Source organism: Sphingomonas sp. (assembly GCF_965248875.1).
Classification (GTDB): domain Bacteria; phylum Pseudomonadota; class Alphaproteobacteria; order Sphingomonadales; family Sphingomonadaceae; genus Sphingomonas.
Window position 1 is genome coordinate 372,831 of the sequence record NZ_CBDFKR010000003.1, and the last position, 26,160, is coordinate 398,990.

Here is a 26,160-nt window from a genome sequence, read left to right on the forward strand (position 1 = left end):
ACTGCGATACCCCTCAGCGCCGCGGGGTGCCAGCCCCTGTCGCCGGAGCTGGCGCGGAAGCCGCAGCGGTCGCCGGAATCGGAGCCGACGGCGCAGGGCCGAACTGGGTCAGCGCCTGTGCCGCCGCGCGCCCGCTCGGCCCGGCGGGCTGCAGCCGCGCCGCCTCGCCCCAGCGCTCGCGTGCCCGTGGCTCATCGCCTGCGAGGGCGGCGATATTGCCCGCCTCCAGCTGTACCGCCGCGTCGTCGGGCGCGAGCCGCAGCGCTTCGGCGATATCGGTCGCGGCACGCGGCGGCTGGCCCATCCGTCGCGCCAGCGTCGCGGACAGCAGCCAGGCGAGCGGATCGGTCGGCACCGCGGTCAGCGCCTGGTTCATCACCCGGCGTGCGCCGTCGAGGTCGCCGCCCGCTACCGCAACACGGGCACGGTCGAGCAGCAGCTCGCCGCGGTCGAAGCCGGGCCGGCCGTCGCTTCGAACCAGCGCGGTGTCCAGCGCGGTGCCGGCGCGCGCCGGGTCGCCCGCCGCAAGCCAGGCATTGCCCGCCTGCGTCCACAGGGCCGCCGCCTGGGCCGGGTCGGTCAGCGCAGCGGCTGCCTCGAACGCGGTCGCCGCGTCGCGCCAGTGCGCGCCGCTCGCCAGCGCCATACCCTCGCAACGCTTTGCTGCGGCGCGCGCAGGCAGCGCGTCGGGGTTCGGGCAGGGGTCGGCTACCGGGGCGGCAGGCGCCGCCTGGAGCAGCAGGGCGAGCATCAACACGCGGCGATCACCTCCTCGACGGCGCGGGTCAGGAGGCGGAGGTCCGCGTCGCCCGACAGCCGGTGATCGCCTGCCTTGGTAAACCAGCACTGCACGTCCGATGAACCGATCAGCTCGGCCAGCCGCCCGGTTCGATGCCACGGCACCTCGGTGTCGCGCATACCGTGCAGCAGGCGGACAGGGCCGGTGAACGGGATCGGCCCGAACATCAGTCGATTCGCTTCGCCCGACGACCAGAAGCCGCGGGTATAGACGGTCGGATCCGGACCATAGGCGTTGGGCCGCTCCAGCCGCCCCTGCTGCAGCAGTTGCAGCTTCTCGTCGGTGGTGAAGCCCCAGTCGGTGAAGTCGGGCGCGGCCGCGACACCCACCATCCCGGTGATGCGCTCGGGCCGGGCGCGCGCGATCAGCAGCATTAGCCAGCCGCCCATCGATGAGCCGGCCAGCACCACCGGTCCCTCGATCAGCCCGTCGATCAGGTCGAGGGCGTCGTCGCGCCAGTCGGCGAGCGTCTGTTCCTCGAACGTGCCTTCGCTCTCGCCGCAGCCGGCATAGTCGAAGCGCAGATACGCCTGGCCGCGTGCTCGCGCCCACGTCTCCAGGGCCAGTGCCTTGGTCCCGCTCATGTCCGACGCAAAGCCGGGAAGGAAGACGACGGTCGGCGAGGCGCCCGGGATATGGTGGTAGGCGAGGCGGGGGCGAGCGGCGGGTTCTGTCATGAGCTGGCATTAAGGCGCTGCCGTCCCAGCGTCACCCCAGCCTCGTATTTGTGCATTCAGGCGCGTCGTTCCGTGTCTCAGCGGTTCGTCAAGCCGCCCGTCGACTGCCTGGTCCAATCTCACATGACGGGTTCAGAACCTGAACCCGCTCTCTTCCTTCGCACCCTTGCAGATGTTGCGCAGCGCCGCCCACTGGTCCGCGTCCAGCGCCGGGCGATAGGCGATGTGCGGGTCGGCGCTGGCGGTGAACTGCTGGGCGCGGTCGGCCGAAACGGGATGGGTGTTGAGATAGGCGAGCATCCGTTCGGTTCCGCCCGATCCCTTTCCCAGCCGCCGGAAGAATTCGGCCGTTGCGGCGGGAGACACCTGGGCACGGCGCAACAGGTCCATCGCATAGACGTCCGCGTTCGCTTCCGCCTGACGCGAATAGGCGGTGGCGAGCAGCGTGTTGGTGTAGCCGCCGACATGCCCCTCCATGCCGCCGAGCAGCACCGACAAGCCGAGCTGGCGGATCAGCGCCTCAGTCACGTCATGGTGGCGGAAATGGCCGAGCTCGTGGCCGATCACACCCGCCACCTCGTCCGGTGAGCGCGCCGCCTGGAGCAGCCCGTCGAACACGACGATGCGGCCGCCGGGCAGCGTTACGGCGTTGACCATCGATAGGCGCACCACGTGCACCTCGACCCGCGGGTCGGCATCGAGCCGCTGGACCAGCGCCCCCAGCGCGGCCGCGCCCTCGGGCCGGCTGCAGCCGCGACGGCCGAAATCGCCGACCATCAGATCGCCCAGCCGCTGCTCGACCGAATCAGGCACCAGTCGCGCGACCAGCGCCGGAGTGCGCAGGACGACCGCAACCGTCAGGGCGGCGATACAGGCGAAGGCGAGACTGGCGGGCCACAGCCCGAACCGGTCGACCCAGCGGCCATAGCGTTGCCGCCCGGGCAGCTTCGCGCCGAGCGCCGGGGGTGCGGTGTCGATCAGCCCCATCCGCCACCCGCGCACGCCCTTTAGCGAGAAGCTGGCGCGGCCCGAATCGGCGTCGTTGGCGAGCAGCGACGCCCAGGCGAACGGCCCCGTCTCGCGTCCGGCTTCGGTCAGGCGGAAGGTTACGCCATCGTCTGCCAGCCTCGCCTCGCGCCGCAGCGCCGACACGCCGTCATAGTGCCAGACGCGGACGTCGGCCTCGGGCCCGTTCACGTCAGAAGGCGCCGACATCGAAGGCGTCGAGCAGGCCCTCGCCCTGGCCCGGATCGCGCGTTGTCGACTGGGTCAGGTCGCCGAGCATGATCTCGCCATAGGCCTGCGCGTGGCGGACGAAGAATACCCAGTTGCGATAGGGCACGAAGATGTAGCCGACCCCCAGGGTCGCGATCGTCAGCCCCGCATTGCCGAGATAAAGCAGGATCCAGTCCTTCGTCCGCGCGGTAAAGGCGAACTGCAGCCCGCCGAGCTGGAGCTTGCCCGTCGCCTCCCGGAAAAAGGCGGCGTAATAGGTAAGGGCGACCAGCCCGAGCGCGACGAAGAAGATCAGGTAAAAGGCGATCAGCCCGATGACGAACGCGATCACCAGCCCGGGACCGGGCGGGCCGCTGCTGCCGCCACCGCTGGCTACCGCGCCGATCCCGGCCATGATCGCGAAAACGATGGCCAGCACGATGACGAGGATCATCGGCGAGAAATAATAGATCAGGTAGCGGCCGATGATGTTGCGCCAGTCCGCCTGCGCCCGGAAGCGCAGCGGCCCGAAGCTCATCACGCTCCAGCGGCGGTTCCACAGTGTCGTCATCGACCAGGGCACCATCAATCCGGCGGCGAGATAGCCGACCACCGTGCGCCAGAAATAGCTCCAGCCATAGCCGAGCCCCTGATCGTCGCTGCCGCCCCTGATGCCGTGCCACCAGGTGCGGCTGAGCCGATAGCGCAGCGCCCGGAAGATCGCGACCCCGACCAGCCAGATCAGCAGCAGATAGATGCTGATTCCGATCAGGATGGCTGCGCCCAGATGACCGCGCAGCAGGACCCCCTGCATGATCAGCTGAAGCACGCCGAACGGAACGACGAAGAGGAAAAAGGCGATGATCTTGCCGATGAACAGCTCCAGTCCGGTGCCGGTATATTCGACCTGATCGTCGATGAAGCGCGTCCTGCTCCAAAGGTACCGGCGGCTGCGCGTATTGGCCCAGGAGCCGTAAAGCGACAGCGTGACGATGTTGAGCAGCAGATTGGTGAAGGCGATCGGCGCATACTCGCGCCAGCTACCCGTAAAACCGAAGGCGCTCTCACCTGCGGCGTCGTCGTTGTACATGCGCGAACCCCCGCTTTGGCCGCTTGTGAAGCCGAAAGCGGGGGACGACGTCAACCGGTCAGTTGAGAAAGGACTGCACCGCAGCGGCAAAGGCGGCGGGTTGATCGAGCATGATGAAGTGCGCGCTGTCCGCAACCGGGACATAGGTGACGTGCGGCGCCTGGGCATAGGCGGCGCGGTAGAGTGCGGCGCCCTGATCATCGGCGCCGCCGGTACCAGGATAGACCAGCGTGATCGGCGTCGCGATAGCCGCCATCGCCGGGCGCAGATCAGTGGTCATGTCGGCGTAGAAGGCCTGCGCAGTGACGCGCGCGTCGGCGTGGTTGACCCAGGCCGCGACCTGGGCGCGGCTCTCCGGCTTCAGCGCCAGGCGGGCAGCGGTTGCGTCGGCGGAGGGATTGGTCGCGCTGCCATAGACGGCGGCCATCTGGTCACGCATCGCCCGCGCCTGCGGCTCGACCTGCGCGACCGTCAGGGTCGGGCCGAACAGCGTGCCGATCCAGGGCAGCGAGTCGACCACCATGAGGCGGTGCACGGCCTGCGGGTGCGCCTTTGCCATCATCAGCGCGAGCAACCCGCCCATCGAATGACCGATGACGTCGACGGGCCCCAGATGCTGGGAGGCGAGATAGCCGTTCAGATCGGTGACGACGCCGTCGAGCAGCCCCGGTTGCAGGTTCGCGCCCGGCGCGTCGCCGCCGAAGCCGTTGACCTGGACCAGGATGACGCGGTGGTTGCGCGCGATCTGCGGCGCGACACCGGCCCAGACCTCTCGCGGCGAGGAGAGGCCGGGGATCAGTACGACGGGACTGCCGCGGCCCATCGTCGTGATCGAGATGTGCGGCAGGACGGTCGCTGCCGCCTGTGCCGCGGCGGGTGCGGCGGGGGCTGGCTGAGCATGTGCGTGCGTCACGTTCGCCAGCGCGAGCGGTGCGGCGACGAAGGCGATGAGGCGGGCGGTGTGCTGGGTGATCATGTCAGGACTCCTTTGAGGGACTGGCGAAGCATTGTTCGATCGCGAGCCCGAACAGCTCGGCGATGCGAAAGGCGAGGGGCAGCGACGGATCGTAGCGGCCGGTCTCGATGGCGTTGACGCTCTGGCGGGAGACGCCGAGCTGCTCGGCGAGGAACTGCTGGCTCCAGCCGCGCTCGCCGCGCAGATCCTTGAGGACGTTTGTCATGCCGCCCCCCGCCGCTCGAGGAGCTTGTTGACGAGGGCGCCGACGCCGAAGCCGGCGAACCACAGCACCGCGACATGATAGGCCGGGATGTGCGGCGCAAGGCCAACGTCCTCGATAAAGCCCCATAGCGTGGCGATGCTGAGCGTGATGCCGGTAGCGATCAGCGCCTGGCGCGCCATCAGCATCCGCAGATATTCGTCGCGCTCCTCGATCAGGTAGCGGCCGATGACCATGATGATGCCAATGATCGGCAGCGCGGGCAGCGCGGCGATCGCATAGGCCGTAACGTCGCTGATGCGCGGGTGGTCCCGAAAGAAGCCCACCGTGCCGAACAGGATGAGCGCGTAGGCGACCGACAGCAGCATGACGCTGCGGGTGTATCGCCGGATGGCAGGGGTCGATTCGATCATGCGGAAGCGTCCTTCAATGTGACAAGGGCGCTTTACAAGACAAGTGAGCTTTACGTCAAGGGTCTTTTACATTTTGTCGGAAGTAGAGGCTAAGTAGAGGCTCGCGCGCAGTGCATCTCCCGTGGCAGGCCGGCGGGCGGACGCGACGGCGCGGGATCGGCATTGCAGTGCCGGCGGGCTGTAGGACAGGATTTTCGGCGCGCCGCGGCGAATTCGCGTCGTGACGTCGGACGGGCCGGCTTCGCTGCCCGCCGGCCGCGCTGGCGCGTCTCGCGAATGGCGCTGCCACTCGCGTCCGCGCGGCGCGCTAGATCACATATTCCACGGTTGCCATCTGCGTCTGCGCGGCGCGGGCGGCGGCGCGCTTGGCCACGAGTTCGGCGTGGAGGTCGCGCACCGTGTCGCTGCCCGCGGTCTTGAATGCGAAGGGCAGGAAACCGTGGAGCATGCACGCCAGGCCGCCGCGCGTCAGCCGCCAGCCGAAGCGCGTCGCGACGCCGAAATGCTCGGTGAAGCTCTCGCCGACCGAGGCCGGGTGATCGAGGAACAGGTCGCGGATCACGTGCTTGCCTCCCTTTGCCCGGTGACTCTGTATCAAGCTTTGCCGAGATCGGCCAGCATCTGACGCGCCAGCATGCCCAGCGTATCGTCGCGCGCGCCCATGACGACGATGCGATCCCGCGGCCGCGCCGCCGTGACCAGCACCGCTGCGGCCTCAGCCCGGTCGGCGATATGCCGTGCGTCGCGGCCGAGCGCGCTGATGTCGGCGGCAAGGTCGCCGCTGCCGACCTCCCGCGCGACGGTGCCGCCGAAATAGGCGGGGTCGGGCAGAACGAGCAGGTCGCCGTCCGCCATCCCCGCCGCGAACGCCGCCGCGAGTTCGGCGCGGAGCTGCCTGAGCGGCCCGTAGCCGTGCGGCTGGAAAAGGATCAGCAGGCGGCCGGGAAAGGCGCGCAGCGTCGCCAGCGTGGCGGCGATCTTGTCCGGGTTGTGGCCGAAATCGTCGATGACGCTGACGCCGTTCGCCTGGCCGATCAGCTCGAAGCGGCGGGAGAGGCCCTCATACCCCTCCAGGGCCTGCATCAGCTCGGGCAATGTCGCCACGGCCGCGCCGACGCAGGCGTTGAGCGCGGCAAGCGCGTTGGCCACGTTGTGGCGGCCGGGCACCTGCAGTCGCATGCGGCCCACCGGCATGCCGCCGTCGCGCAACTCAAACGAAACCGCGTAGGGCTCCGCCGAGAGCGCCGTCGCGACGAGCCCTGCGTCACCATCGATGGCGTAATCGAGCAGCAGGTCGGGCGCGCGTGCGGCGACCAGCGTCACCGCCTCGGCATCGTCCGCATTCGCCACGGTCCAGCCGTCATGCGCGATGAAGTCGGCGAACAGCCGGCGTAACTCCGGCAGCGGCTTGTGATCGGCGCTGACGTTGTTGAGTACGGCGATGCTGGGCCGATACAGTGCAATCGACCCGTCGCTCTCGTCCACCTCGCTTACATAGATGTCGTCGTGCTCGATCCGCGCGATCACGCGGCCGTCTTCCACCATATTGCTGACCCACGGTTCGCCTCGCCCAACAAGAGCGCTGGCAAAGGGCGCTTCGGCAGTGGCGAAGTTCTTCATCACCGCACCGTTCATCACCGTCGGCTCCCGCCCGAGCGCGTGCAGCATCCAGGCGATCATGCCCGTGACCGTCGATTTGCCGCTCGTTCCCGCCACCCCGATCGACACGGTGGCTGCGTTGAACAGCCGGGCGTTCAGCTCCGCGCGGGTCATGCGTGCGCACCCCAGCCTCGCCGCCGCGACCATGTCCGGCACGCTGTCCTCCACTGCAGCGGAGGCGACGACGATCTGGTCAGCCGACACGACGCCGCTGCCGTCCTGCGGGTGGAGCGCAATGCCAAGTGCGCGCAACGCGTCGAACTTGGCGGGCACGCGACCCGCGTCGAGCGAACGGTCCGACCCCTCCACTCGCGCACCTCGTCCGGCCAGGATCATCGCCAGCGGCATCATGCCGGAACCGCCTATCCCGACGAAGAAGTAGCGTTTGCCCTCGATCATCCCCGCGCGCTATCGCGGCCCCGCGCGAGCGGCAACGGGGAACGGCCTTGAAGATCGGCGTGGTGGCGCCCGCGAGCCGGGGCAACAAGGATGCCGAGGCGCCCTTCATGGCCTTCGCCGCGATCGCCTATCCCGATGTCGAGCTGGTCGTGCATCCGCAATGCTGGGCGGTGGAGGGGCATTTCGCGGGATCGGACGCGGTGCGAGCGGCGGCGTTCCTGGAAATGGCGAACGATCCGGGCGTCGACGCGATCTGGTTCCTGCGCGGCGGCTATGGCGGCAACCGCATCCTGCCGCTGGTGATGCCGCATCTGGGCGAGGCGGCGCGGCACAAGAGCTATTGCGGCTATTCGGACTCGGGCTTCCTGCTCGGCGCGCTGTATGCCCGCGGCATCGGCAAGCCGGTGCACGGCCCGATGGCAAGCGACATCAGGCGGCAGGGCGGCGACGTGACGGTGGCGCGGTCGCTCGGTTGGCTGTCGACGCGCGACCGGCAGGGGCTGGAGCCCGGCCTCGATGGGCGCCCGGCCGCGGCCTTCAACCTGTCGATCCTGGGCGCGCTGATCGGCACGCCGTGGCTTCCAGACCTTGCCGACCACGTCCTGTTGGTCGAGGAGGTGTCGGAGGCGATGTACAATGTCGACCGCCTGCTCTGGCACATGGCGCAGGCGACACAGTTGCGTGGGCTGGCGGGGGTGCGGCTGGGCGCGGTGACCGACATCAAGCCCAACGATCCCGCCTGGGGCGAGGAACTGGAGGCGATGATCGTCCGCTGGTGCGGCGAGATGCGGGTGCCATATCTGGGGCGGGCGGAGATCGGCCATACCCAGACCAACCATGTCGTGCCGTTCGGGCTGTTCTGAGCGCGCGCGATCGCTTACATGGTGTTGCATGATCGCCCGGTTCTCCCCGCGAACTAGCCGCTGAGCCGTCGCCGCCTTTGGGCGGCGGTGCGCTTGCCTATGCCGCCCGAGAACCCCTAAGCGCCGGGCCGAGCCGGCCGCCTTTCGCGAGAACCCACGATGTCCGCCATGTTCAAGATCACGCTGCCCGACGCCTCCGTGCGGGAGGTCGCGCCCGGCACCACCCCGGCCGACATCGCGGCGGCGATCGGGCCGGGCCTGGCCAAGGCGGCAATCGCCGCGCGGGTAAATGGCGAACTGCGCGACATTGGACGGCCGTTAGAGGGCGACGCCGCGCTTGCGCTGGTGACGAGCCGCGACGAGGCGGATGCGCTGGAGCTGGCGCGCCACGACTATGCGCATGTGCTCGCCGAGGCCGTGCAGCATCTGTTCCCGGGGACGCAGATCACCTTCGGTCCGTCGACGGCGGACGGCTTCTACTATGATTTCGCGCCTCCGCTGATTGACGGAAAGGCGCAGCCGTTCACCGAGGAGGACCTGCCCGCGATCGAGGCGGAGATGCGGGCGATCATCGCGCGTGACGAGCCGCTGGTGCGGGAAGTTTGGACGCGCGAGGACCTGATCGCGCGGTGGCGGGCGAAGGGGGAGACGTTCAAGGCGGAATGGGCGGCGGAGCTGCCGGACGGCGAGGAGCTTACCGTCTACCGCGCGGGGAGGGGCGACGACGCCTGGCTCGACATGTGCCGGGGGCCGCACCTGGCGTCGACGGGCAAGCTGGCGGCGGATGCGTTCAAGCTGACGCGCGTGTCGGGCGCGTATTGGCGCGGCGACCAGAAGAACGCGATGCTCAGCCGCATTTACGGCACCGGTTGGCTCAACAAGAAGCAGCTCGACCAGCACCTGATGATGCTGGAAGAGGCGGCGAAGCGCGATCACCGCCGCATCGGCGCCGACATGGACCTGTTCCATCTCCAGTCGGAGGCGCAGGGCAGCGTGTTCTGGCATCCAAAGGGCTATCTGCTCTGGCGCCAGCTGGAGGCCTATATGCGCCGCCGTCTGGACGGCGCCGGCTATGCCGAGGTCAAGACGCCGCAGCTGATGGACGCGCACCAGTGGGAGCAGTCCGGGCACTGGGGCAAATATCGCGAGAACATGTTCGTCGTCCCCGATGAAATCCCGGGAACCGAGGAGGGCGCAGCGGTGCTGTCGGGCGACGCCGAGCTGATGGCACTCAAACCGATGAACTGCCCCGCGCACGTCCTCATCTTCAAGCAGGGGATCAAGAGCTACCGCGACCTGCCGATCCGTATGGCCGAGTTCGGCTGCTGCCACAGAAACGAGCCGCACGGCGCGCTGCACGGCATCATGCGGGTGCGCCAGTTCACCCAGGACGACGCGCATATCTTCGTGCGCGAGGACCAGCTGGTCGACGAGGTGACGCGGTTCTGTGAGCTGCTCGACAGCGTCTATCGCGACTTGGGCTTCGAGGATTACGCGGTGAAGCTGGCGTTGCGGCCCGACGCGCGGTTCGGCGACGACGCGATGTGGGACAAGGCCGAGGCCGAGCTGCGCGCGGCGGTGATGGCGTCGGGGTTGTCCGAGGCGATCAAGGCGAGGTTCGAGGAGCTGCCCGGCGAGGGCGCGTTCTATGCGCCGAAGCTGGAATTCCATCTTACCGACGCGATCGGGCGGACGTGGCAGGTCGGCACGATGCAGAGCGACCGGGTGCTGCCCGAGCGGCTCGACGCGAGCTATGTCGGCGACGACGGCGAGCGCCACCGCCCGGTAATGCTCCACCGCGCCATCCTGGGCACCTTCGAGCGCTTCATCGGCATTCTGATCGAACATCACGCCGGCCGCTTCCCACTGTGGCTGGCGCCGGTGCAGGCGGTGGTGACGACAATCGTTTCGGACGCGGATGCCTATGCCGGCGCGGTCGCGGCGGCACTGCGCGCGGCGGGGCTGCGCGTCGAGACCGACCTGCGCAACGAGAAGATCAACTACAAGGTGCGCGAACACTCGATCGCCAAAGTGCCGGTGCTGCTGGTCGTCGGCAAGCGCGAGGCGGAGGAAGGAACCATCGCCCTGCGCCGCCTGGGCAGCCAGGCGCAGGAGGTGATGACGCTGACGGCGTGCGTCGCGGCACTTGGTCGCGAAGCCGTCCCGCCGGATTTGCGCCGGCACTGACCCGCTGCCAGGTCGCTTCGATCGTTAAGAAGGAGTCGCACGATGCCGGGATTTACCGAGCTGCCGATCTACAACGGCGTCGGCGTCGTCCACATGAATCGCACGCGGACGGTGATCCAGCCTAGGCCTGGCCAGCAGATGCCCAATGGCTATGCGCTCGCCAACGCCATGCCGACCTTCATGGACCCGCATACCGCGACGGTCTTCGTCGATGAAGCCAACCGCTGGAACAACGAAGCGACCTTGTGTTTTCGCGGCGTCGCGCGGTTTCGACCCTTTTCGGTCTATCAGGCTATTCCGCTGCCCGTCTGGCTGCCGGTGCCGCCGGGATTTCCGCTCAGCATTCCCATTCCCGAGCAGATTCGCGACTACATGATCCCTGACCTCCACACCGACAGCGTCGGGCACGTTTACATGCCCAAAGCGAAGGAAATCACCGTGCAGACCTTGAAACGGGAATACATCACGGCCGACGACCAAAAGATCAAGCTGTTGGTCACGACAGCTGTCGTCTCGCTACTCGCGACCCTGCTCGCCTCGAATCCTTTGACTGCCCCTGCTACCGCCCTGTTGGCCATACCAAGCGTAAGCGAGTATGTTTCCCAATGGTTCGTGGACAAGGCGATCGAGATAAACCAATACCACTTCCTTGCGGGACGTCGATCGTTCCGGATGGGAACGGCCGCGGAGTTCGGCCTGCCGGGTAGTCATTGGGTATTCGAGACCGCTGCCGCCGAGGCCTATTCCCATGTCATCTTTCAGAAAGCTACCGATTACGCCATGGGCGGGGCGCCGACGGCCGTGAGACCGGTCTGGCTCGAGATGGGCAGCCGCGTCGCGTCGACCTATGGCACCCAAGTCGGCAAGGTCGATCACAGCTTTACCGAAAGTCCGTCGATCGCCATGGCGCAGGGCAGCCCATTTTATGCGGCCATGTCGAAGCACCACACCGATCTTTTCCCGCGATAGGGCGCGCACCCTATCGTGACCCTGCCGCAACCGCTATATCGACGATGTCAAACCAAGGAGATCAACTCATACGTCCTCCCACCATGCGCCGGCCAAATCAGGCGCCGCCGATGAACGGCCCTCGTTTCAACGAGTGGATCCAGAGCCAGAAGGTCCGCGTGATCGATCACGAGGGCGAGAATCTGGGCGTCATGTACACCCGCGAAGCGATGGAACAGGCGCAGGCGCTGGGCCTCGACCTGGTCGAGGTGTCGCCAAACGCCGATCCGCCGGTCGCCAAGTTCCTCGACGTCGGCAAATTCAAGTACGAGGCGCAGAAAAAGGCGAACCTCGCCCGCAAGTCGCAGAAGACGCAGGAGATCAAAGAGATCAAGATGCGTCCGAACATCGACGATCACGACTATGACACCAAGATGAAGAAGGTCGTCGAGTTCATCGGCGAGGGCGACAAGGTGAAGGTCACCATGCGCTTCCGCGGGCGCGAGCTGAGCCACGGCAATCTCGGCATGGCAGTGCTCCAGCGGGTGGCGGAGGCGACCAACGAGATCGCCAAGGTGGAGGCCTATCCGCGGATGGAAGGCCGTCAGATGCTGATGGTGCTGTCGCCCAAGTGAGCCTGGCGCAGCGGGGCAGCGCGCGCTGTTCCGCGTCGCGGTGTCATGCGCGGCCAGCGGTGCGCAGCGCCGGCTGACGGCGCGGCGTCGCTGCGGCGCCTGTTGATCGATTACGCCTTGTCTCGCCTGTGGCCGTCGGCTGATATGCCTTCGCAGCGGGGAAACAGCCATGACATCAAACCAGCCGGCAAACGTCATGAAAAGTCCTGTGGCGATCGGGTGTTTCGGGTGTCTGGGGCTGTTCGCCGTCGTCATCCTGGTCGGGGCCGGCGTCAATCACTTCATGACCCCCGCACAGCGCGCTGCGCTGCATGGCGATGCGGCGATGAGCGCCACGGCGAGCGAAGTTGCGGATGACGCGAAGATCGGCGCCTTTTTCCGGGCGATGAGTGACCTTCGCGCGCGTCTCCCTACCGGTGATGCCCTGACGGAACAGGCATCGGCACCGGTCACGGCCAGCGAGCTGCCGTACAGCACGGTCGACGCCGGATGGCTCGCCTTGTTCAGCGACGGCCGCTTCACGCCGGGTGCGGCGTCCTCCCCGCCACTCTATCGCGATCAGGATTTCGGGAACATCGCCGCCGAGGCAGTACCCGCGCCGGGGATGCCGTCGCGTGACACGAGCGGACTGGTCGGCAACATCGACGATCTGGCGCACGCGGCCTATGTCGTGGTGATCGTGCCGCAGGAAGAGCGGAGACCGGTGCTCAACAGCGATGGCCAGACGTTCGAGCCGGGTGTTTTTCGCGGTTGGGTCATCCTGCTCGACTGGCGAACGAAGCGACCGATCGGCAGAAGCGCGGTCTCTGCGACAAGCTCGCCGGACATCCATTCGTTTCAGATCGGCGTGCACAGCCGGATGCTGATCGGCGACGACCTCCGGACCGCAATGGAAAGCGATTTCACCAATCATTTCTGGCAGGCGGTCAATGCTGCGGTCGCGCGCGCGGCCGGGCAGCCGGGCAAGCAGGACTTTGCATCGCACCAGCCCTATTACCGCGCGTCGTCGTCCTGAGCCGACGTCACCGCGCGAGCCCCGCCGCTCCTCGGCCCGTCCGACCTAAATCGCCGCGGCGCGATGGACCCTGGACTTGGATCGTCGGCAGCTGACGTTGTGATCGCCGAGCGACGGCCCCGCGTCCGGCGTTGTCATCATCCGGTCACGCGCGCGGTCGAGAAGGGACTGTCGTGGATGCGGCAGCGTTGCCGGCCAGGGTCAACGGGGAGACGGCGATGAGCGGCTGGTCTGGTGCAGGCGCGGCGGCGCTGATGCTGGCGCTGACGGGATGCGGCGGGTCGGACGGTGCGATCCGCATCACCGGCTCGTCGACGGTCCATCCCTTCACCCAGGCGGTAAGCGAGGCGTTCGCGGCGCAACAGGCCGGACGCACGGCGCCCGCGGTCGACTCGATCGGCACCGGTCAGGGCATCGCGGCCTTTTGCGCCGGCGGCGGCGACGACACGCCGGACATCGCCGACGCCTCACGGCGCATCACTCGCGCCGAGTTCGACGCCTGCCAGCGCAACGGCGCCGGGCCGATCATGGAGGTGAGCATCGGACGCGACGGCGTGGCGCTCGCCGAGGCGGCGGCCGGCCCGCACCTGACGCTCAGCCGCAAGGACATCTATCTGGCGCTGGCGGCGATGCCGATGGGCCACCCCAACACCGCCCGGACCTGGCGCGATGTCGACCCGCGGCTCCCCGCCCTGCCGATCAAGGTGCTTGGCCCGTCCGCGACGAGCGGCACGCACGACCAGCTCCTGCAGCTGTTGATCGAGCCGGGGTGCGTGCAGGCGAACCCTGCCGCCCAGGCGATGATGGCGCAGACCGATCAATCCGCCTTCAATCAGCTGTGCCGGGCCGTGCGCACCGACGGCGTCTATGTCGTCGGCGGCGAGGATTACGCCGCCACGGCGCAGGCGGTAGGCCGCGATGCGCAGGCGATCGGCGTGTTCGGCTACTCCTATCTGGAGAGCGCGCATCAGCTGCAGGGCTTGGCGATCGACGGTGTCGCGCCCGACCAAGGCACGATCGCGAACGGCACCTATCCCGGCGGCCGGACGCTGATGCTCTATGTCAAGATCGCGCATCTCAAGAACAAGCCCGACCTGCAGGCGTTCCTGAACCTCTACGCGACGATGTGGAACCCGGGCGGACCGCTGACCCGGCGGGGCCTGATCGCCATGTCTGATAGCGCCCGTCAGGCGGCGCAGACGGCGATCGCCAATGGCGAGGCGCTCGATCGCGAGGCGCTGTTCTGACGGCCGGCCAACGCCGCCCGGCCCTGCCTACCCGGCCGGTGGCTCCCACAGTTCGATCGGGTTGCCTTCGGGATCATGGATGCGCGCAAACTTGCCCATCGCCGGATCGTCCCATTCCGGTTTGGTGATGACGACGACACCGGCGGCACGGAGCTGATCGAGCAGGGCGTCGATCGCGCTGACGCGCAGGTTGAGCATCGTCTGCCTGGCCGCGGGAAAATACTCGGTATCGGCGGCGAAGGGCTGAAATACGACCGGGCCGCCCAGCGCCTGCCATTCCCAGGGTCCTGCCGCCGGCGCGCCGGGTGCGGCGCAGCCGCCGCCGATGCCGAGATGCGTTTTGTACCAGGCGCCAAGTGCGTCCGGGTCTGCCGCCCGGAAGAACAGGCCGCCGATGCCGAGAACGGGCATGATCGTCTCCTTTACGCCGCCAGCTCCAGCGACTCGCCGGCAGCGGCGGCTGCGAGCCTGCGTTCCAGTGTCCGCAACCGGATCGCATTGTCGAGCTTATCGCCGGTCAGGTCGGTCAGGTAGAAGGTGTCGACCGCGCGCTCGCCATAGGTCGCGACATGCGCGGAGTGGATCGTCACCTTCGATTGGAACAGCGCATGCGCGAGCTGATTGAGCAGCGCCGGACGGTCGCGGGCGTTGACCTCGACGACGGTGAAGCGGTTCGACGCCCGGTTGTCGATCAGGACGTTGGGCTGGATCGGAAAGGCGTCGGCGCGGGGACGCGCCGCAGGCTTGGCGACCAGCCGGTCGACCAGCTTGCCCCGGTTGGCGAGCGCATCGGCGATGGTCGCTTTCAACCGCGCAAGCTGACCGGCGTCGTCGAACGGGCGGCCCCACGGGTCCTGGACCAAGAAGTTGTCGACCGCGAGGCCGTCGCGCGTGGTATGGATACGCGCGTCGATGATGTTACCGCCGGCAACGTGGATCGCCCCGGCGATACGGTAGAACAGGCCGGGGTGGTCGGCGGCGTAGACGGTGACCAGCGTCGCACCGCGGCCGGGATAGACCTGAGCGTCGATCGCCAGCGCCTCGCTGGGCGCACCCGCGATGAAGCGGGCGTTGTGGAGGAGCACGTCGTCGGGTTCGGCGACCCAGTACGCTTCCGGAAACCGGCGGACGAACGCGGTGAAGCGCGCGTCGTCCCAGTCCAGCGCCGCCTGCAACGCTTGCTGCTTGGCGGCGACGCGCTCGATCCGTCCGCGCTGCTTGTGCCCGAGGCGCAGCACCTCCTCGGCCGACTCGTACAGGTCGGTCAGCAGCTGGCGCTTCCAGCCGTTCCAGGTGCCCGGCCCGACCGCGCGGATGTCGACCACGGTCAGGAGCAGCAGCAGGCGCAATCGCTCTGGGCTCTGCACCGCGCCGGCGAAGTCGAGAATCGTCTTGAAGTCGGATAGGTCGCGCTTGAACGCGGTTGCGCTCATCAGCAGGTGCCAGCGCACCAGCCAGCTCACCGTCTCCGTCTCCGCTGCCGACAGGCCGAAGCGCGGCCCCAGCCGCTCGGCGACCGCAGCGCCCAGCACCGAATGATCGCCGCCGCGGCCCTTGGCGATATCGTGGAGCAGGACGGCGACGTACAGCACGCGGCGCGACACGATCTGGCGGACGATCGCGGCACCGAGCGGGTGATCGGCGTCGAGCCGCCGCCGCTCGATCTGCGACAGCAGGCCGATGGCGCGGATGGTGTGCTCGTCGACGGTGTAGTGATGATACATGTCGAATTGCATCTGTGCGACGACCCGGCCGAAATCGGGCACGAAACGTCCGAACACGCCGGCCTCGTTCATCCAGCGGAGCACCAGCTCGGGGTCGCGGCGCGAGGTCAGCACCTCCATGAACAGCGCGTTGGCGTGCGGGTCGGCGCGGTAATCATCGATGAGCTTCGCATCGCGCGTCGCAGCGCGCATCGTCAGCGGGTGGATCTCCAGCCCCTGCGCATCGGCGAGCGCGAACAGCTCGATCAGGCGGACGGGGCTCTCCACGAAGAACTCGTCGTGCGGCATCGCCAGCCGCCCGCGATCGAGCCGGAAGCCGTTCAGTCTTCGCGGCGACCGGCGCAGTGCCGGCAGCCACGACCGCCAGCCGCGCTCCGCGAATTGGTCGTCCAGATGGGTCAGGAAGACACCGGTGAGGACGCCGACCGTCTTCGCCTGGAGGAAATAGAACTGCATGAAGCGCTCGACCGCGGACTTGCCGGGGCGATCGGCGAAACGCATCCGGGTCGCCACCTCGCGCTGGACGTCGAAGGTGAGGCGGTCCTCCGCACGCCCGGCGATGAGGTGGAGGTGGCAGCGCACCGCCCACAGGAACTGATCGGCGGCGTGGAAGCGGCGATATTCGGCGCGGGTGAAGAGCCCCTTGCCAACCAGTTCCGCGGCCCGGGTCACGTCGTAGACATATTTGCCGATCCAGAACAGCGCGTGGAGGTCACGCAGTCCCCCCTTGCCCTCCTTGACGTTGGGTTCGACGACGTAGCGGGTATCGCCCATCTTGCGGTGGCGCGCATCGCGTTCGGCGAGCTTGTCGGCGATGAACTGCCGTTCGGTGCCGCGCTGCACCTCCACCTTGAAGCGCGACGCCACCTCGGCGTGAAGCGCCTGGTCGCCCGCGACATAGCGCGCCTCCAAGAGAGCGGTGCGGATCGTGACATCGGCTTTGGCCTGGCGAATGGTGTCATCGACAGAGCGGGTCGACTGGCCGATCTTCAGCCGCAGGTCCCAGAGCGCATAGAGCATCGATTCGATGACCTGCTCGCCCCAGCCGGTCTGTTTGCCCGGCGTGACGAAACCGATGTCGACATCCGAATGCGGCGCCATCTCGCCGCGGCCATAGCCGCCGACCGCCAGCAGCAGCAGCCGCTCGCCCGCGGTCGGGTTGGGCAGCGGGTGGAGGCGTTCGGTCGTGAAGGCGAAGAGCGCCTGCAACACCGCGTCGACCAGATAGGCGCCGGCGTTCGCTGCCATCAGCCCGCGGGACGGATGTTCCGCAAGGCGGCGCGCGATCTCGGTGCGCCCGGCCGTCAACGCCTCAGCGAGAAGCGCGACCGCGGCGGTGCGCAGCACAGGGCGCGCCGCCTCCGGCAGAGCGAGCAGCGCGTCGGCTAGCCCGCGCCGGTCGACGATGGCGCGACGGTTGGGCAGATGATCGAAACGGCCGGTCATGGCGGCGCTGCGCATAGCTGGCGCGCCGCGCGTGCGCAAAGTATGGGCGGGGCTGCAACCTTGTCCTTGCTCAGGTATTAACGGTTCTGGATTCCGATCGGATCGCCCACATGACCGACGTCACGCGCCGCCCGCTCTACCACGACTATCAGGAACCTGAGCTGCATCGCACCGGGATCGCGCTGCGGCGTGGTTACGGCACGGGTCCGGCGGATACCGCGGAAGAGCGGACGATGCGTGAGATGCTGAAGCGGGTCGATAGCCCCTCGGCCTAACCCGCGCCGGGTATGGCGAACGGCGCCCTGATGTCTGCTGAAAACGCCGCCCTAACCATAGACCTTAAAGTGATTTTCCGCGCCCATGCTCGATACCGGTCAGCGCGATCGGAAGGGGGCGGGACATGGGGATCAGGCTTGGCGGCGCAGCGGTCGCCGTCATGGTGGGTTGCTGGGCATCGGCAGGATCGGCGGCGGCGGTGGACGGTGACGGCATCGAGGCCGCGGTGCTGGCGCAGCTGAACTATGTCCGTGCGCATCCGCAGGAAGTAGCGGCGGCGCTGCGTCGCTATCGGCAGGGTTTCGCGGGGCGAGTGGTGCATGAGGATGGCGATCCGGTCGGGACCGAGACTTTCGAGGGTACACCCGCGGTAGACGAGGCGATCGCCTTCCTTGACGCCCAGCCACCGCTGCCGCCGCTGCAGTTCAGCCCGGTGCTGGCGCGCGCGGCACAGGGCTGGGCGGCGGCGCAGGGGCCGGCCGGGGCGACCGGCCACATCTCGGCCGCCGGCGCCACGCCGGGCACGCGGGTGCGCGCCGCGGGCGGCGACATCTATGTCGGCGAGACTATCTCCTATGGCATGCGCGCCGGTGAGACGGTGGTGCGTCAGTTCATCGTCGACGATGGTCAGCCTCGCCGCGGTCACCGCGCGCTCGTCTTCTCGACGTCAATCCGTTTCGCCGGGGTCGGCTGCGGCGGCCATGCCCGCTATGGCGCGATGTGCGTGATCGACTATGCCGCAACGCCCGACGGCAGTCCGGTGCTGCCACAGGTCGCCGCGCTTCAGCCCTCCCGCGCCAGCGCCTTCAGCCGGTAGAGCGTATCGAGCGCCTCGCGCGGGGTGAGCGCGTCGACATCGATGCGTTCGACCTCCGCGCGAATGGCGTCGCACTGCCTCTCCTCAGCGACCTGCGCGGCGGCGAAGAGAGGAAGATCATCGAGCCCGGCCGCGAGGCCGCCGGTCCTCGCGCGGCCTGCCTCCAGCTTGGCGAGCACCGCCTTGGCGCGCGCGACCGTCACGGGCGCCATCCCCGCCAGCCGCGCGACGGCGAGGCCGTAACTGCGATCCGCCGGGCCGTCGGCCAGCTCGTGGAGCAGCACTAGCTCGCCCTTCCACTCGCGCGCGCGGACATGGTGGAGCGACAGGGAGTCGCAGCGTTCCGCCAGCCGTGTGAGCTCATGATAATGGGTGGCGAACAGGCAGCGGCAGCGGTTCTCCTCATGGATCGCCTCCACCACCGCCCAGGCGATCGCCAGCCCGTCATAGGTGGAGGTGCCGCGTCCGACCTCGTCGAGGATGACGAAGCTGGCGGTCGTCGCCTGCGCCAGGATCGCGGCGGTCTCGACCATCTCGACCATGAAGGTCGAGCGGCCGCGGGCGAGGTTGTCTGACGCGCCGACGCGGCTGAACAGGCGATCGACGAGGCCAAGCGTGGCGCGGGCGGCGGGGACATAGCCGCCCGCCTGGGCGAGGACGGTGATCAACGCGTTCTGACGGAGGAAGGTCGATTTGCCGCCCATGTTGGGCCCCGTGACGAGCCAAAGCCGATCGCCGTCGGACAGGCGGCAGTCATTCGCGACGAAGCGACCGCCATGCTTGCCCACTGCCGCCTCGACCACGGGGTGGCGGCCGCCCTCGATCTCGAAACAGGGGCGATCGACCAGCGCGGGGCGCATCCAGCCGCCCTCGATCGCACGCTCGGCGAGCGCGGCGGCGACGTCGAGGCGGGCGAGTGCGTCGGCGGCGGCGGCGATCTCCTCGCGCCGGGCGAGTGCGGCGGCGGTCAGCTCCTCCAGATGCGCCGCCTCGGCCGCGAGCGCGTGCGCGCCCGCCTGGGCGATGCGCGCCGCGACATCGTGCAATGCGGGGGTGTTGAAGCGCACCACGCCCGCCAGTGTCTGGCGATGGGTGAAGCCGCTGTCGGGCTTCATCAGCGGGTCGGCGGCGCGGGCGGGGACCTCCAGATGATAGCCGAGCACGTTATTGTGACGGATGCGCAGCGTCGCGATGCCGGTCGCCGCCTTCATCTCGATCTCCAGCTGCGCCAGCATGCGGCGGCCGCCTGCACCAGTTTCGCGCAGCGCATCGAGCGCGGCGTCGTAGCCCGCAGCGATGTAGCCGCCGTCCGCGGCGTCGACCGGCGGCGCAGGAACTAGCGCGCGGTGGAGCTGGTCGATCAGCGCGCCGTGGCCGCGGAGGTGGGGCGCGAGGCGGTCGAGTAGGACAGGGCGGACGGGGAAGCTTCCGAGTTGTTCGCCAAGCGCCCATGCTGCGTCGAGCCCGTCACGGAGCTGGCCGAGGTCGCGCGGGCTGCCGCGCCCGGCGACGAGGCGGCCGAGCGCGCGGCCGATCTCTGGGGCGGCGCGGAGCGCGGCGCGCAGCCGCTCACGCACTGCGTCGTCGTCGGCAAAGATTTGGACGAGGTCGAGCCGCTCGCCGATCGCCACGCGGTCCATCAGCGGCGCGCCAATGTCGCCCGCCAGCAGCCGCGCGCCCGCGCCGGTCACCGTGCGGTCGACCGCGTCGAGCAGCGAGCCCTTGCGCTGGCCGGCAGCGGTGCAGGTCAGCTCCAGGCTCTCGCGCGTCGCGGGGTCGATCGCCATCGTCTCGGCGGCGTGCCGGAGCATCGGTGGGCGCAGGAAGGGGACCGCACCCCTGCCGGCATGATCGAGATACGCGACCAGCCCGCCCGCCGCCGCCAGCGCGGCGCGGCTCCACTGACCGAAACCGTCCAGCGTCGCGACGCCGTAGAGCCGCTTCAGCCGCGCCTCGCCCGCGGCGCTGTCGAACTCGTCGCGGGGGCGGGTCGCGGTTACACCTGCCGCCTCGCTGGCTTCTGACGCGATCACCTCCGCGGCGGCAAGGCGCGCGAGGTCGGCGTCGAGCCCGGCGGCGCTGGTCTCGATCACCTCGAAGCGGCCGGTCGAGACGTCGGCCGCGGCGAGCGCCACGCCGCCTGCCGCTTCGCCGATCGCCACGCACCAATTGTCGGCGCGCGCGTCGAGCAGCGCTTCCTCGGTCAGCGTCCCGGCGGTGACGAAGCGTACGATGGCGCGATTGACCAGCGCCTTCGATCCGCGCGCCTGACGAGCGGCTTCGGGGCTTTCGGTCTGTTCGGCAATGGCGACGCGGTGCCCGGCCTTGATGAGCCGCTGCAGATAGGCGGTCGCGGCGTGGACGGGCACGCCGCACATCGGCACCTTCTCGCCGTCATGCTGGCCGCGCGCGGTCAGGGCAATATCAAGCGCTTGCGCAGCGATCTTCGCATCGTCGAAGAACAGTTCGAAGAAGTCTCCCATGCGATAGAAGAGCAGGCAGTCGCCGGCCTCCGCCTTGAGCGCATGATATTGCGCCATCATCGGGGTGGAGGAGGCGGGAGTCGGCGGGACGGCCATCGACGGAGCGTGTGGGGCCGCCGTGCTTTGGCCGCAAGCGCCGGGATGCGCAGGCGGCGGCGGATGCGCTAACGCATCGCGATGAGCTATCTCATGACAACGATGCCGTCGCCGATCGGCGAGCTGACCCTGGTGGCCGGCGACGCCGCGCTGGTGGCGATCCGCTTTCCCGGCGAGGACGACGCGCGCGCGCCGGTTCCGGACCCCGGCGACGATCCCCACCATCCTGTTCTGTGCGCCGCGCGTGACCAGTTGGAAGCTTACTTCGCCGGGACGCGCGACGTGTTCGACCTGCCGCTCGCGCCCGTCGGGACCATGTTCCAGAGGCGGGTTTGGGAGGCGCTGATGGCGATTCCGTTCGGCGAGACGCGCAGCTACCGCGACATCGCCTGTGCGATCGGCCAGCCCAGCGCGACCCGCGCGGTGGGGGCGGCGAACGGCCGCAATCCGCTGCCGATCGTAGCACCCTGCCACCGCGTCATCGGCGCCGACGGCAGCCTGACCGGATTCGGCGGCGGCCTGCCGATCAAGCGGTTCCTGCTCGACCACGAACGGCGCGACCTGTTCGCGTCCCGTTCTCGAAGCGCGACGGGGTGACGGCGCTCCGCCCTTTGCCCTAAGGGGAGCCGGACAGGAGCGCGCCCATGTCTGACGAACAGTCCCTGCAATTCTCCGAGCGCGAGGCGCTCCTGTTCCATTCGGAGGGGCGGCCGGGCAAGATCGAGATCGTCGCATCGAAGCCGATGGCGACGCAGCGCGACCTGGCGCTCGCCTATTCGCCTGGCGTCGCGGTGCCGGTGCGCGCGATCGCGGACGATCCGGCGACGGCCTATGACTATACCGCCAAGGGCAATCTGGTTGCGGTCATCTCCAACGGCACCGCGATCCTGGGCCTGGGCAATCTCGGCGCTCTGGCGTCGAAGCCGGTGATGGAGGGCAAGGCGGTGCTGTTCAAGCGCTTTGCCGACGTCGATTCGATCGACATCGAGCTGAAGACGGAGGACGTCGACCGCTTCATCGACGCGGTCGAGCTGATGGAGCCCAGCTTCGGCGGCATCAACCTGGAGGACATCAAGGCGCCGGAATGCTTCATCATCGAGCAGACGCTGCGCGAGCGGATGAACATCCCGGTCTTCCACGACGACCAGCACGGCACCGCGATCATCACTGCCGCGGGGCTGATCAACGCCTGCCTGCTGACCGGGCGCGCGCTGGCCGAGGTGCGGGTGGTGGTAAACGGCGCGGGCGCTGCGGCGATCGCGTGCACCGAGCTGATCAAGGCGATGGGCGTGCGCCACGACCATGTCCTGATCTGCGACCGCAAGGGCGTGATCTATCAGGGGCGCGAGGGGGTCAACCAGTGGCAGTCGGCGCATGCCGCGGCTACCGACCGGCGGACGCTGACGGAGGCGCTGGCCGGGGCCGACGTGTTCCTGGGCCTGTCGGCGGCGGGCGCGCTCGCGCCGGAAATGGTCAAGGACATGGCGCCCGCACCGATCATCTTCGCGATGGCGAACCCGGTGCCAGAGATCCTGCCGGAGGAGGCGCGTGCGGCGCGGCCCGACGCGATCATCGCGACGGGGCGGTCGGATTATCCGAACCAGGTCAACAATGTGCTGGGCTTTCCCTTCATCTTCCGCGGCGCGCTGGACGTGCGCGCGACGGGGATCAACGATGCGATGAAGATCGCCGCCGCCACCGCGATCGCTGAACTGGCGCGCGAGCGGGTGCCCGAAGAGGTCGCGATCGCCTATGGCGTGCGGCACCATTTCGGGCCGGAGTACATCATCCCCGCGCCGTTCGATCCGCGCCTGATGGAGGTAGTCCCGGTCGCGGTGGCCAAGGCAGCGATGGACTCGGGTGTCGCGACCAAGCCGATCCTGGACCTCGCCGGCTATCGCACCGCGCTGCGCGCGCGGCTCAACCCGACGACATCGGTCCTCAGCCTCGCCTATGACGGCGCGCGGGCGCATCCCAAGCGGGTGCTGTTCGCCGAAGGCGAGGAGGAAGTGGTGCTGCGCGCGGCGATCGCCTTCAAGGAAGGCGGCTACGGCACGCCGGTGCTGGTCGGGCGCGAGGATGTTTACGACCGGCTGGCCGCCCTGGGCGTCGCCGACCCGCAGGAGTATGAGGTGCATAACAGCCGCACCTCCGCGCTGGTGCCGAAGATGGTAGACCTGCTCTACACCCGGCTGCAGCGACGCGGCTATCTGCGCCGTGAGGCCGAGCGGATGATCAACCAGGACCGCAACCTGTTCGGCGCCGCGCTGCTCCAGCTGGGCGAGGCGGACGCGATGATCACCGGCGTCACGCGCACCTATGCGCAGAACCTGCGCGAGATCAGGCGGGTGATCGACCCAGAGGCGGGGCGGACGCCGTTCGGCATTCACATCCTGGTCGGGCAGAGCCATACCGTCTTCATCGCCGACACCACGGTCAACGAGCGGCCGTCGGGCGAGATGCTCGCAGACATCGCCGAACAGACCGCGGCGGTGGCACGGCGGATGGGGCACGAGCCGCGCGTCGCGTTCCTGAGCTATTCAACCTTCGGCAATCCGGAGGGGCAGTGGCTGGACACGCTGCGCAAGGCGGTGGCGACACTGGACGCGCGGCAGGTCGGCTTTGAATATGAGGGCGAGATGGCCCCCGACGTCGCGCTAAACCCCCGGCAGCTCGCCAATTATCCGTTCGCGCGGCTGTCCGGTCCCGCCAACGTCCTGATCATGCCCGGGCTGCAATCGGCGAACATCTCCGCCAAGCTGCTCCGCGAGCTGGGCGGTGACGACATGATCGGGCCGATGCTGATCGGGATGGCCAAACCGGTCCAGATCGCCGCCATGACGGCAACCGCAAGCGAGCTGGTGACGCTGGCGGTGCTGGCGGCCGGGGGTATCGCGCGGTGAACGATGTGCACCCGCTGCCGATGCTGCTTACCGTCGCGATGCAGTGGAGCATCGCGGCGGCGGCGATCTGGTTGACGTGGTGGGCGGCGCAGTCTCGGGACACCCCGACGCTGCGGGTGATCGCGATGACGCTGGTGGTCGTGCCGGCGCTGGGCTGGCCGCTGCTGACGGCGTGGATGACGACGGGCGCGTACGAGACGATTTCGCGTCGCGCATTCGTGTTCGGAGCCGCCAACGTGGCGATCGGCATAGTCCGCGCGCTGTTCCTGGCCGGGTGGGCCGCGCTGTCGCGTGACCGGACCTACCTGCGCGCGGGGGCCGCGGTCATCGCGGGGGGGCAGCTGCTGTTGCTCGCCGGACAGGCCATCGTGGCGGTCGCGCAATGGCTTTGACGCGGCGCGTTTTCCCGCTGTTGCTGCTCGCGGCTGCGCCTTCCACCCCGCTGCGACCGACGGCGCAGGACATCGCGGCGGCGCGGGCGAACGAGGACACGTCGAGCTACCCCGATCCGGTGATCGTCGGATGGCAACGCGAGGTACGCGCACAGCTGGCGCATGGGTCGCCTGCCGCGACGGCAGCCGCGATGGCGACGCGCTATGGCATGACGGCGGCCGAGATGGAGCGGCTGATCGACCTGTGGGTGATCGTCCGCGGTCGCCACGGCGGCCTGGAGAACGACCGGCCAGCCTGGGCGTCGCAGGCGCGCGCGGAACTGTACGCGCTGGTGCCGGCGCTGCGGCGTTCGCGGCTGGGCGTCGGCGTGCTCGCGGAAACGCTGAACACGATCGAGGAATGCCGTGCCGACGACTTTGCGGCGCTGACGGCTGCGTCGACTGATGTCGCAAAAGATGCGTTTCGCGCCGCGTCGGGTGCGCCGTGCAACGACAACTGGAGCCGTGCCGTGCTCGCAGCGCCGGACCGCAGCCTGCCCGTCCTGGCGCGGATGGCGGAGTGGGGCGGGCTGCCGCTGCGCGACGCGATCCCGCTCTACACGTGGCTGGCGAGCCCCGCCGCGCTGGCGCGCGTGGCGGACGCGGACCGTCCGGCGGCGACCCTGCTGGTCCGACGGCGGCTGCTGGCGGTGCTGTTGCATGCAGGACGCGATGCCGAGGCGCTGCAGCTGCTCGACGACCTGCCACCCGCGGCGCGGCAGGCGCTGCTGACCCCTGCCGTGTCGGTGCCTGCGAGCCTGACGCTGGACGGCATCATCGTGCCGTTCGAGCCCGAGCAGGGCGATCCGACCGGAGAGGATGCGACGCAGGCGCCGATCCTCGGCGTGGCGCAGGCGCTGACCGCGGCTGGACGCGAGGACGAGGCGCGGCGCCTGCTCGCGACGCTGCCGGGCTTTGCGCGGGCGCGGCAGGCCCTGGGCTGCCGCTACGAGCTGGACACTGCGGGATGCGCGGCGATGGCGCGTTCGCTGCACGGAGACGGGCGCGACGCGCTGCCGATGGCGGCACTGCCGCTCGATCACCTGCTCAACGACGCGGCGGCCGACCCGTACCCGCTGGCCGAGACCCTCTTCGCCGGTACGATGCTGACTGAAATGCCGAATGCGGCGATCACCTGCCGCCTCTTCCCGCCGGCCGAGGTCCCCCATTTGTGTGATCGGGCGCGGCAGGCGGCGATGAGCATTGGCGATCTCGACCGAACCGACGCCCTAGAGGCGGATACCGGACAGGTGGCACGGCAGGAAGCGGCGCTGGACCGCGCAATCCCGGGCTTCGCCGCCAGGCGGGCGGCGCTTCACCGCGACGCGCCGGCGGCCGCCGCGCCGCCCCGGATCGCGCGCGTCTCGACCGATCCCGAACCGTCGCCCTTCGCCGAGCACCCCATCCCGCCGGCGCGCGGGCGGGGAGCCGGCGCGCCTGCCGGGCTTGCGCCGCTCCCCGCCGGCTACACGCCGGTGCGCGCCGAACGGTCAGGGCAGCGGACGGTGGCGATCAGCGTATCGCAGAGCCTGGACCCGACCGGCGAGGTGTCGCGCGGCGGCTATTGGGTGCATTTGTCGGACGACGGCGGGCGGACGTGGCGCCGACCGCTCTACACCGGGCTCGCCGAGCGGTTCCCCTAAGTCGTCGCGTCATCGG

General features: G+C 69.0%; 24 protein-coding genes. 12 read left to right on the forward strand and 12 right to left on the reverse strand.

Annotated features, from left to right (window positions below; genetic code table 11):
* Positions 1 to 13: 13 nt before the first annotated feature.
* The 9 genes from ACP2AD_RS02150 to ACP2AD_RS02190 all read right to left on the reverse strand — a co-directional run bounded on the left by ACP2AD_RS02150 (position 14) and on the right by ACP2AD_RS02190 (position 7,430).
* On the reverse strand, positions 14 to 751 hold the full coding sequence (locus tag ACP2AD_RS02150; RefSeq protein WP_425228515.1) for a tetratricopeptide repeat protein: 738 nt from the start codon (positions 749 to 751) through the stop codon (positions 14 to 16).
* A complete protein-coding gene (locus ACP2AD_RS02155; RefSeq protein ID WP_425228428.1) occupies positions 751 to 1,476 on the reverse strand; it encodes an alpha/beta fold hydrolase in 726 nt (241 codons plus the stop codon). Before ACP2AD_RS02155 ends, ACP2AD_RS02150 begins: the two co-directional genes overlap by 1 nt.
* A 132-nt stretch (positions 1,477 to 1,608) precedes the next feature.
* Positions 1,609 to 2,673, reverse strand: a complete 1,065-nt coding sequence (locus tag ACP2AD_RS02160; protein WP_425228429.1) for a M48 family metallopeptidase — start codon at positions 2,671 to 2,673, stop codon at positions 1,609 to 1,611.
* 1 nt (position 2,674) lies between these two features.
* Positions 2,675 to 3,781: a YjgN family protein gene (locus tag ACP2AD_RS02165; protein ID WP_425228430.1), complete on the reverse strand. Its 1,107-nt coding sequence runs from the start codon at positions 3,779 to 3,781 to the stop codon at positions 2,675 to 2,677.
* Between the two features lie 58 nt (positions 3,782 to 3,839).
* Positions 3,840 to 4,757: an alpha/beta fold hydrolase gene (locus ACP2AD_RS02170; protein ID WP_425228431.1), complete on the reverse strand. Its 918-nt coding sequence runs from the start codon at positions 4,755 to 4,757 to the stop codon at positions 3,840 to 3,842.
* Between the two features lies 1 nt (position 4,758).
* Entirely contained in the window at positions 4,759 to 4,962 is a 204-nt protein-coding gene (locus ACP2AD_RS02175) for a helix-turn-helix transcriptional regulator (protein ID WP_425228432.1), read from the reverse strand.
* The gene (locus tag ACP2AD_RS02180; protein ID WP_425228433.1) at positions 4,959 to 5,372 is read right to left on the reverse strand and encodes a hypothetical protein; all 414 of its coding nucleotides are present in this window, start codon (positions 5,370 to 5,372) and stop codon (positions 4,959 to 4,961) included. Before ACP2AD_RS02180 ends, ACP2AD_RS02175 begins: the two co-directional genes overlap by 4 nt.
* A gap of 307 nt (positions 5,373 to 5,679) precedes the next feature.
* A complete protein-coding gene (locus tag ACP2AD_RS02185; RefSeq protein ID WP_425228434.1) occupies positions 5,680 to 5,934 on the reverse strand; it encodes a DUF6356 family protein in 255 nt (84 codons plus the stop codon).
* A 32-nt stretch (positions 5,935 to 5,966) separates the two neighbouring features.
* Complete coding sequence (locus tag ACP2AD_RS02190; RefSeq protein ID WP_425228435.1) at positions 5,967 to 7,430, reverse strand: glutamate ligase domain-containing protein; 1,464 nt, start codon at positions 7,428 to 7,430, stop codon at positions 5,967 to 5,969.
* Between the two features lie 47 nt (positions 7,431 to 7,477).
* On the opposite strand from ACP2AD_RS02190, the gene ACP2AD_RS02195 reads away from it, so the two are divergent.
* The 6 genes from ACP2AD_RS02195 (at position 7,478) to ACP2AD_RS02220 (ending at position 14,325) form a co-directional block, all read left to right on the forward strand.
* Positions 7,478 to 8,293, forward strand: coding sequence for an LD-carboxypeptidase (locus ACP2AD_RS02195; RefSeq protein ID WP_425228436.1), 816 nt, complete (start codon positions 7,478 to 7,480; stop codon positions 8,291 to 8,293).
* 159 nt (positions 8,294 to 8,452) lie between these two features.
* Positions 8,453 to 10,480 (forward strand): threonine--tRNA ligase, encoded by a 2,028-nt coding sequence (thrS, locus tag ACP2AD_RS02200; protein ID WP_425228437.1) that lies wholly within the window; start codon positions 8,453 to 8,455, stop codon positions 10,478 to 10,480.
* 42 nt (positions 10,481 to 10,522) lie between these two features.
* Entirely contained in the window at positions 10,523 to 11,449 is a 927-nt protein-coding gene (locus tag ACP2AD_RS02205; RefSeq protein WP_425228438.1) for a hypothetical protein, read from the forward strand.
* A gap of 83 nt (positions 11,450 to 11,532) precedes the next feature.
* A complete protein-coding gene (infC, locus tag ACP2AD_RS02210) occupies positions 11,533 to 12,063 on the forward strand; it encodes a translation initiation factor IF-3 (RefSeq protein WP_425228439.1) in 531 nt (176 codons plus the stop codon).
* Between the two features lie 196 nt (positions 12,064 to 12,259).
* Positions 12,260 to 13,078, forward strand: a complete 819-nt coding sequence (locus ACP2AD_RS02215) for a hypothetical protein (RefSeq protein ID WP_425228440.1) — start codon at positions 12,260 to 12,262, stop codon at positions 13,076 to 13,078.
* A 218-nt stretch (positions 13,079 to 13,296) separates the two neighbouring features.
* Positions 13,297 to 14,325 carry a substrate-binding domain-containing protein gene (locus ACP2AD_RS02220; protein WP_425228441.1) on the forward strand — a complete coding sequence of 343 codons (1,029 nt, stop codon included), beginning with the start codon at positions 13,297 to 13,299 and terminating at the stop codon, positions 14,323 to 14,325.
* A gap of 27 nt (positions 14,326 to 14,352) precedes the next feature.
* On the opposite strand, the gene ACP2AD_RS02225 is transcribed toward ACP2AD_RS02220, so the two are convergent.
* Both ACP2AD_RS02225 and ACP2AD_RS02230 read right to left on the reverse strand, forming a co-directional pair.
* Positions 14,353 to 14,736, reverse strand: a complete 384-nt coding sequence (locus ACP2AD_RS02225) for a VOC family protein (RefSeq protein ID WP_425228442.1) — start codon at positions 14,734 to 14,736, stop codon at positions 14,353 to 14,355.
* 11 nt (positions 14,737 to 14,747) lie between these two features.
* A complete protein-coding gene (locus tag ACP2AD_RS02230) occupies positions 14,748 to 17,495 on the reverse strand; it encodes a [protein-PII] uridylyltransferase (RefSeq protein ID WP_425228516.1) in 2,748 nt (915 codons plus the stop codon).
* Positions 17,496 to 17,605: 110 nt separating this feature from the next.
* Between ACP2AD_RS02230 and ACP2AD_RS02235 the strand changes: the two genes are divergently transcribed.
* Both ACP2AD_RS02235 and ACP2AD_RS02240 read left to right on the forward strand, forming a co-directional pair.
* Positions 17,606 to 17,770, forward strand: a complete 165-nt coding sequence (locus ACP2AD_RS02235) for a hypothetical protein (RefSeq protein ID WP_425228443.1) — start codon at positions 17,606 to 17,608, stop codon at positions 17,768 to 17,770.
* Between the two features lie 125 nt (positions 17,771 to 17,895).
* On the forward strand, positions 17,896 to 18,588 hold the full coding sequence (locus ACP2AD_RS02240; protein ID WP_425228444.1) for a CAP domain-containing protein: 693 nt from the start codon (positions 17,896 to 17,898) through the stop codon (positions 18,586 to 18,588).
* On the opposite strand, the gene mutS is transcribed toward ACP2AD_RS02240, so the two are convergent.
* The gene (gene mutS, locus ACP2AD_RS02245) at positions 18,555 to 21,131 is read right to left on the reverse strand and encodes a DNA mismatch repair protein MutS (protein WP_425228517.1); all 2,577 of its coding nucleotides are present in this window, start codon (positions 21,129 to 21,131) and stop codon (positions 18,555 to 18,557) included. The two genes, ACP2AD_RS02240 and mutS, sit on opposite strands and share 34 nt — an antisense overlap.
* A gap of 117 nt (positions 21,132 to 21,248) precedes the next feature.
* Between mutS and ACP2AD_RS02250 the strand changes: the two genes are divergently transcribed.
* The 4 genes from ACP2AD_RS02250 to ACP2AD_RS02265 are packed head-to-tail and all read left to right on the forward strand — an operon-like array spanning position 21,249 to position 26,144.
* A complete protein-coding gene (locus tag ACP2AD_RS02250) occupies positions 21,249 to 21,764 on the forward strand; it encodes a methylated-DNA--[protein]-cysteine S-methyltransferase (RefSeq protein ID WP_425228445.1) in 516 nt (171 codons plus the stop codon).
* Between the two features lie 47 nt (positions 21,765 to 21,811).
* Positions 21,812 to 24,070: an NADP-dependent malic enzyme gene (locus ACP2AD_RS02255; protein ID WP_425228446.1), complete on the forward strand. Its 2,259-nt coding sequence runs from the start codon at positions 21,812 to 21,814 to the stop codon at positions 24,068 to 24,070.
* A complete protein-coding gene (locus tag ACP2AD_RS02260) occupies positions 24,067 to 24,462 on the forward strand; it encodes a hypothetical protein (RefSeq protein WP_425228447.1) in 396 nt (131 codons plus the stop codon). Before ACP2AD_RS02255 ends, ACP2AD_RS02260 begins: the two co-directional genes overlap by 4 nt.
* The gene (locus tag ACP2AD_RS02265; RefSeq protein ID WP_425228448.1) at positions 24,453 to 26,144 is read left to right on the forward strand and encodes a hypothetical protein; all 1,692 of its coding nucleotides are present in this window, start codon (positions 24,453 to 24,455) and stop codon (positions 26,142 to 26,144) included. The genes ACP2AD_RS02260 and ACP2AD_RS02265 overlap by 10 nt, the downstream gene beginning before the upstream one ends.
* Positions 26,145 to 26,160: the final 16 nt, after the last annotated feature.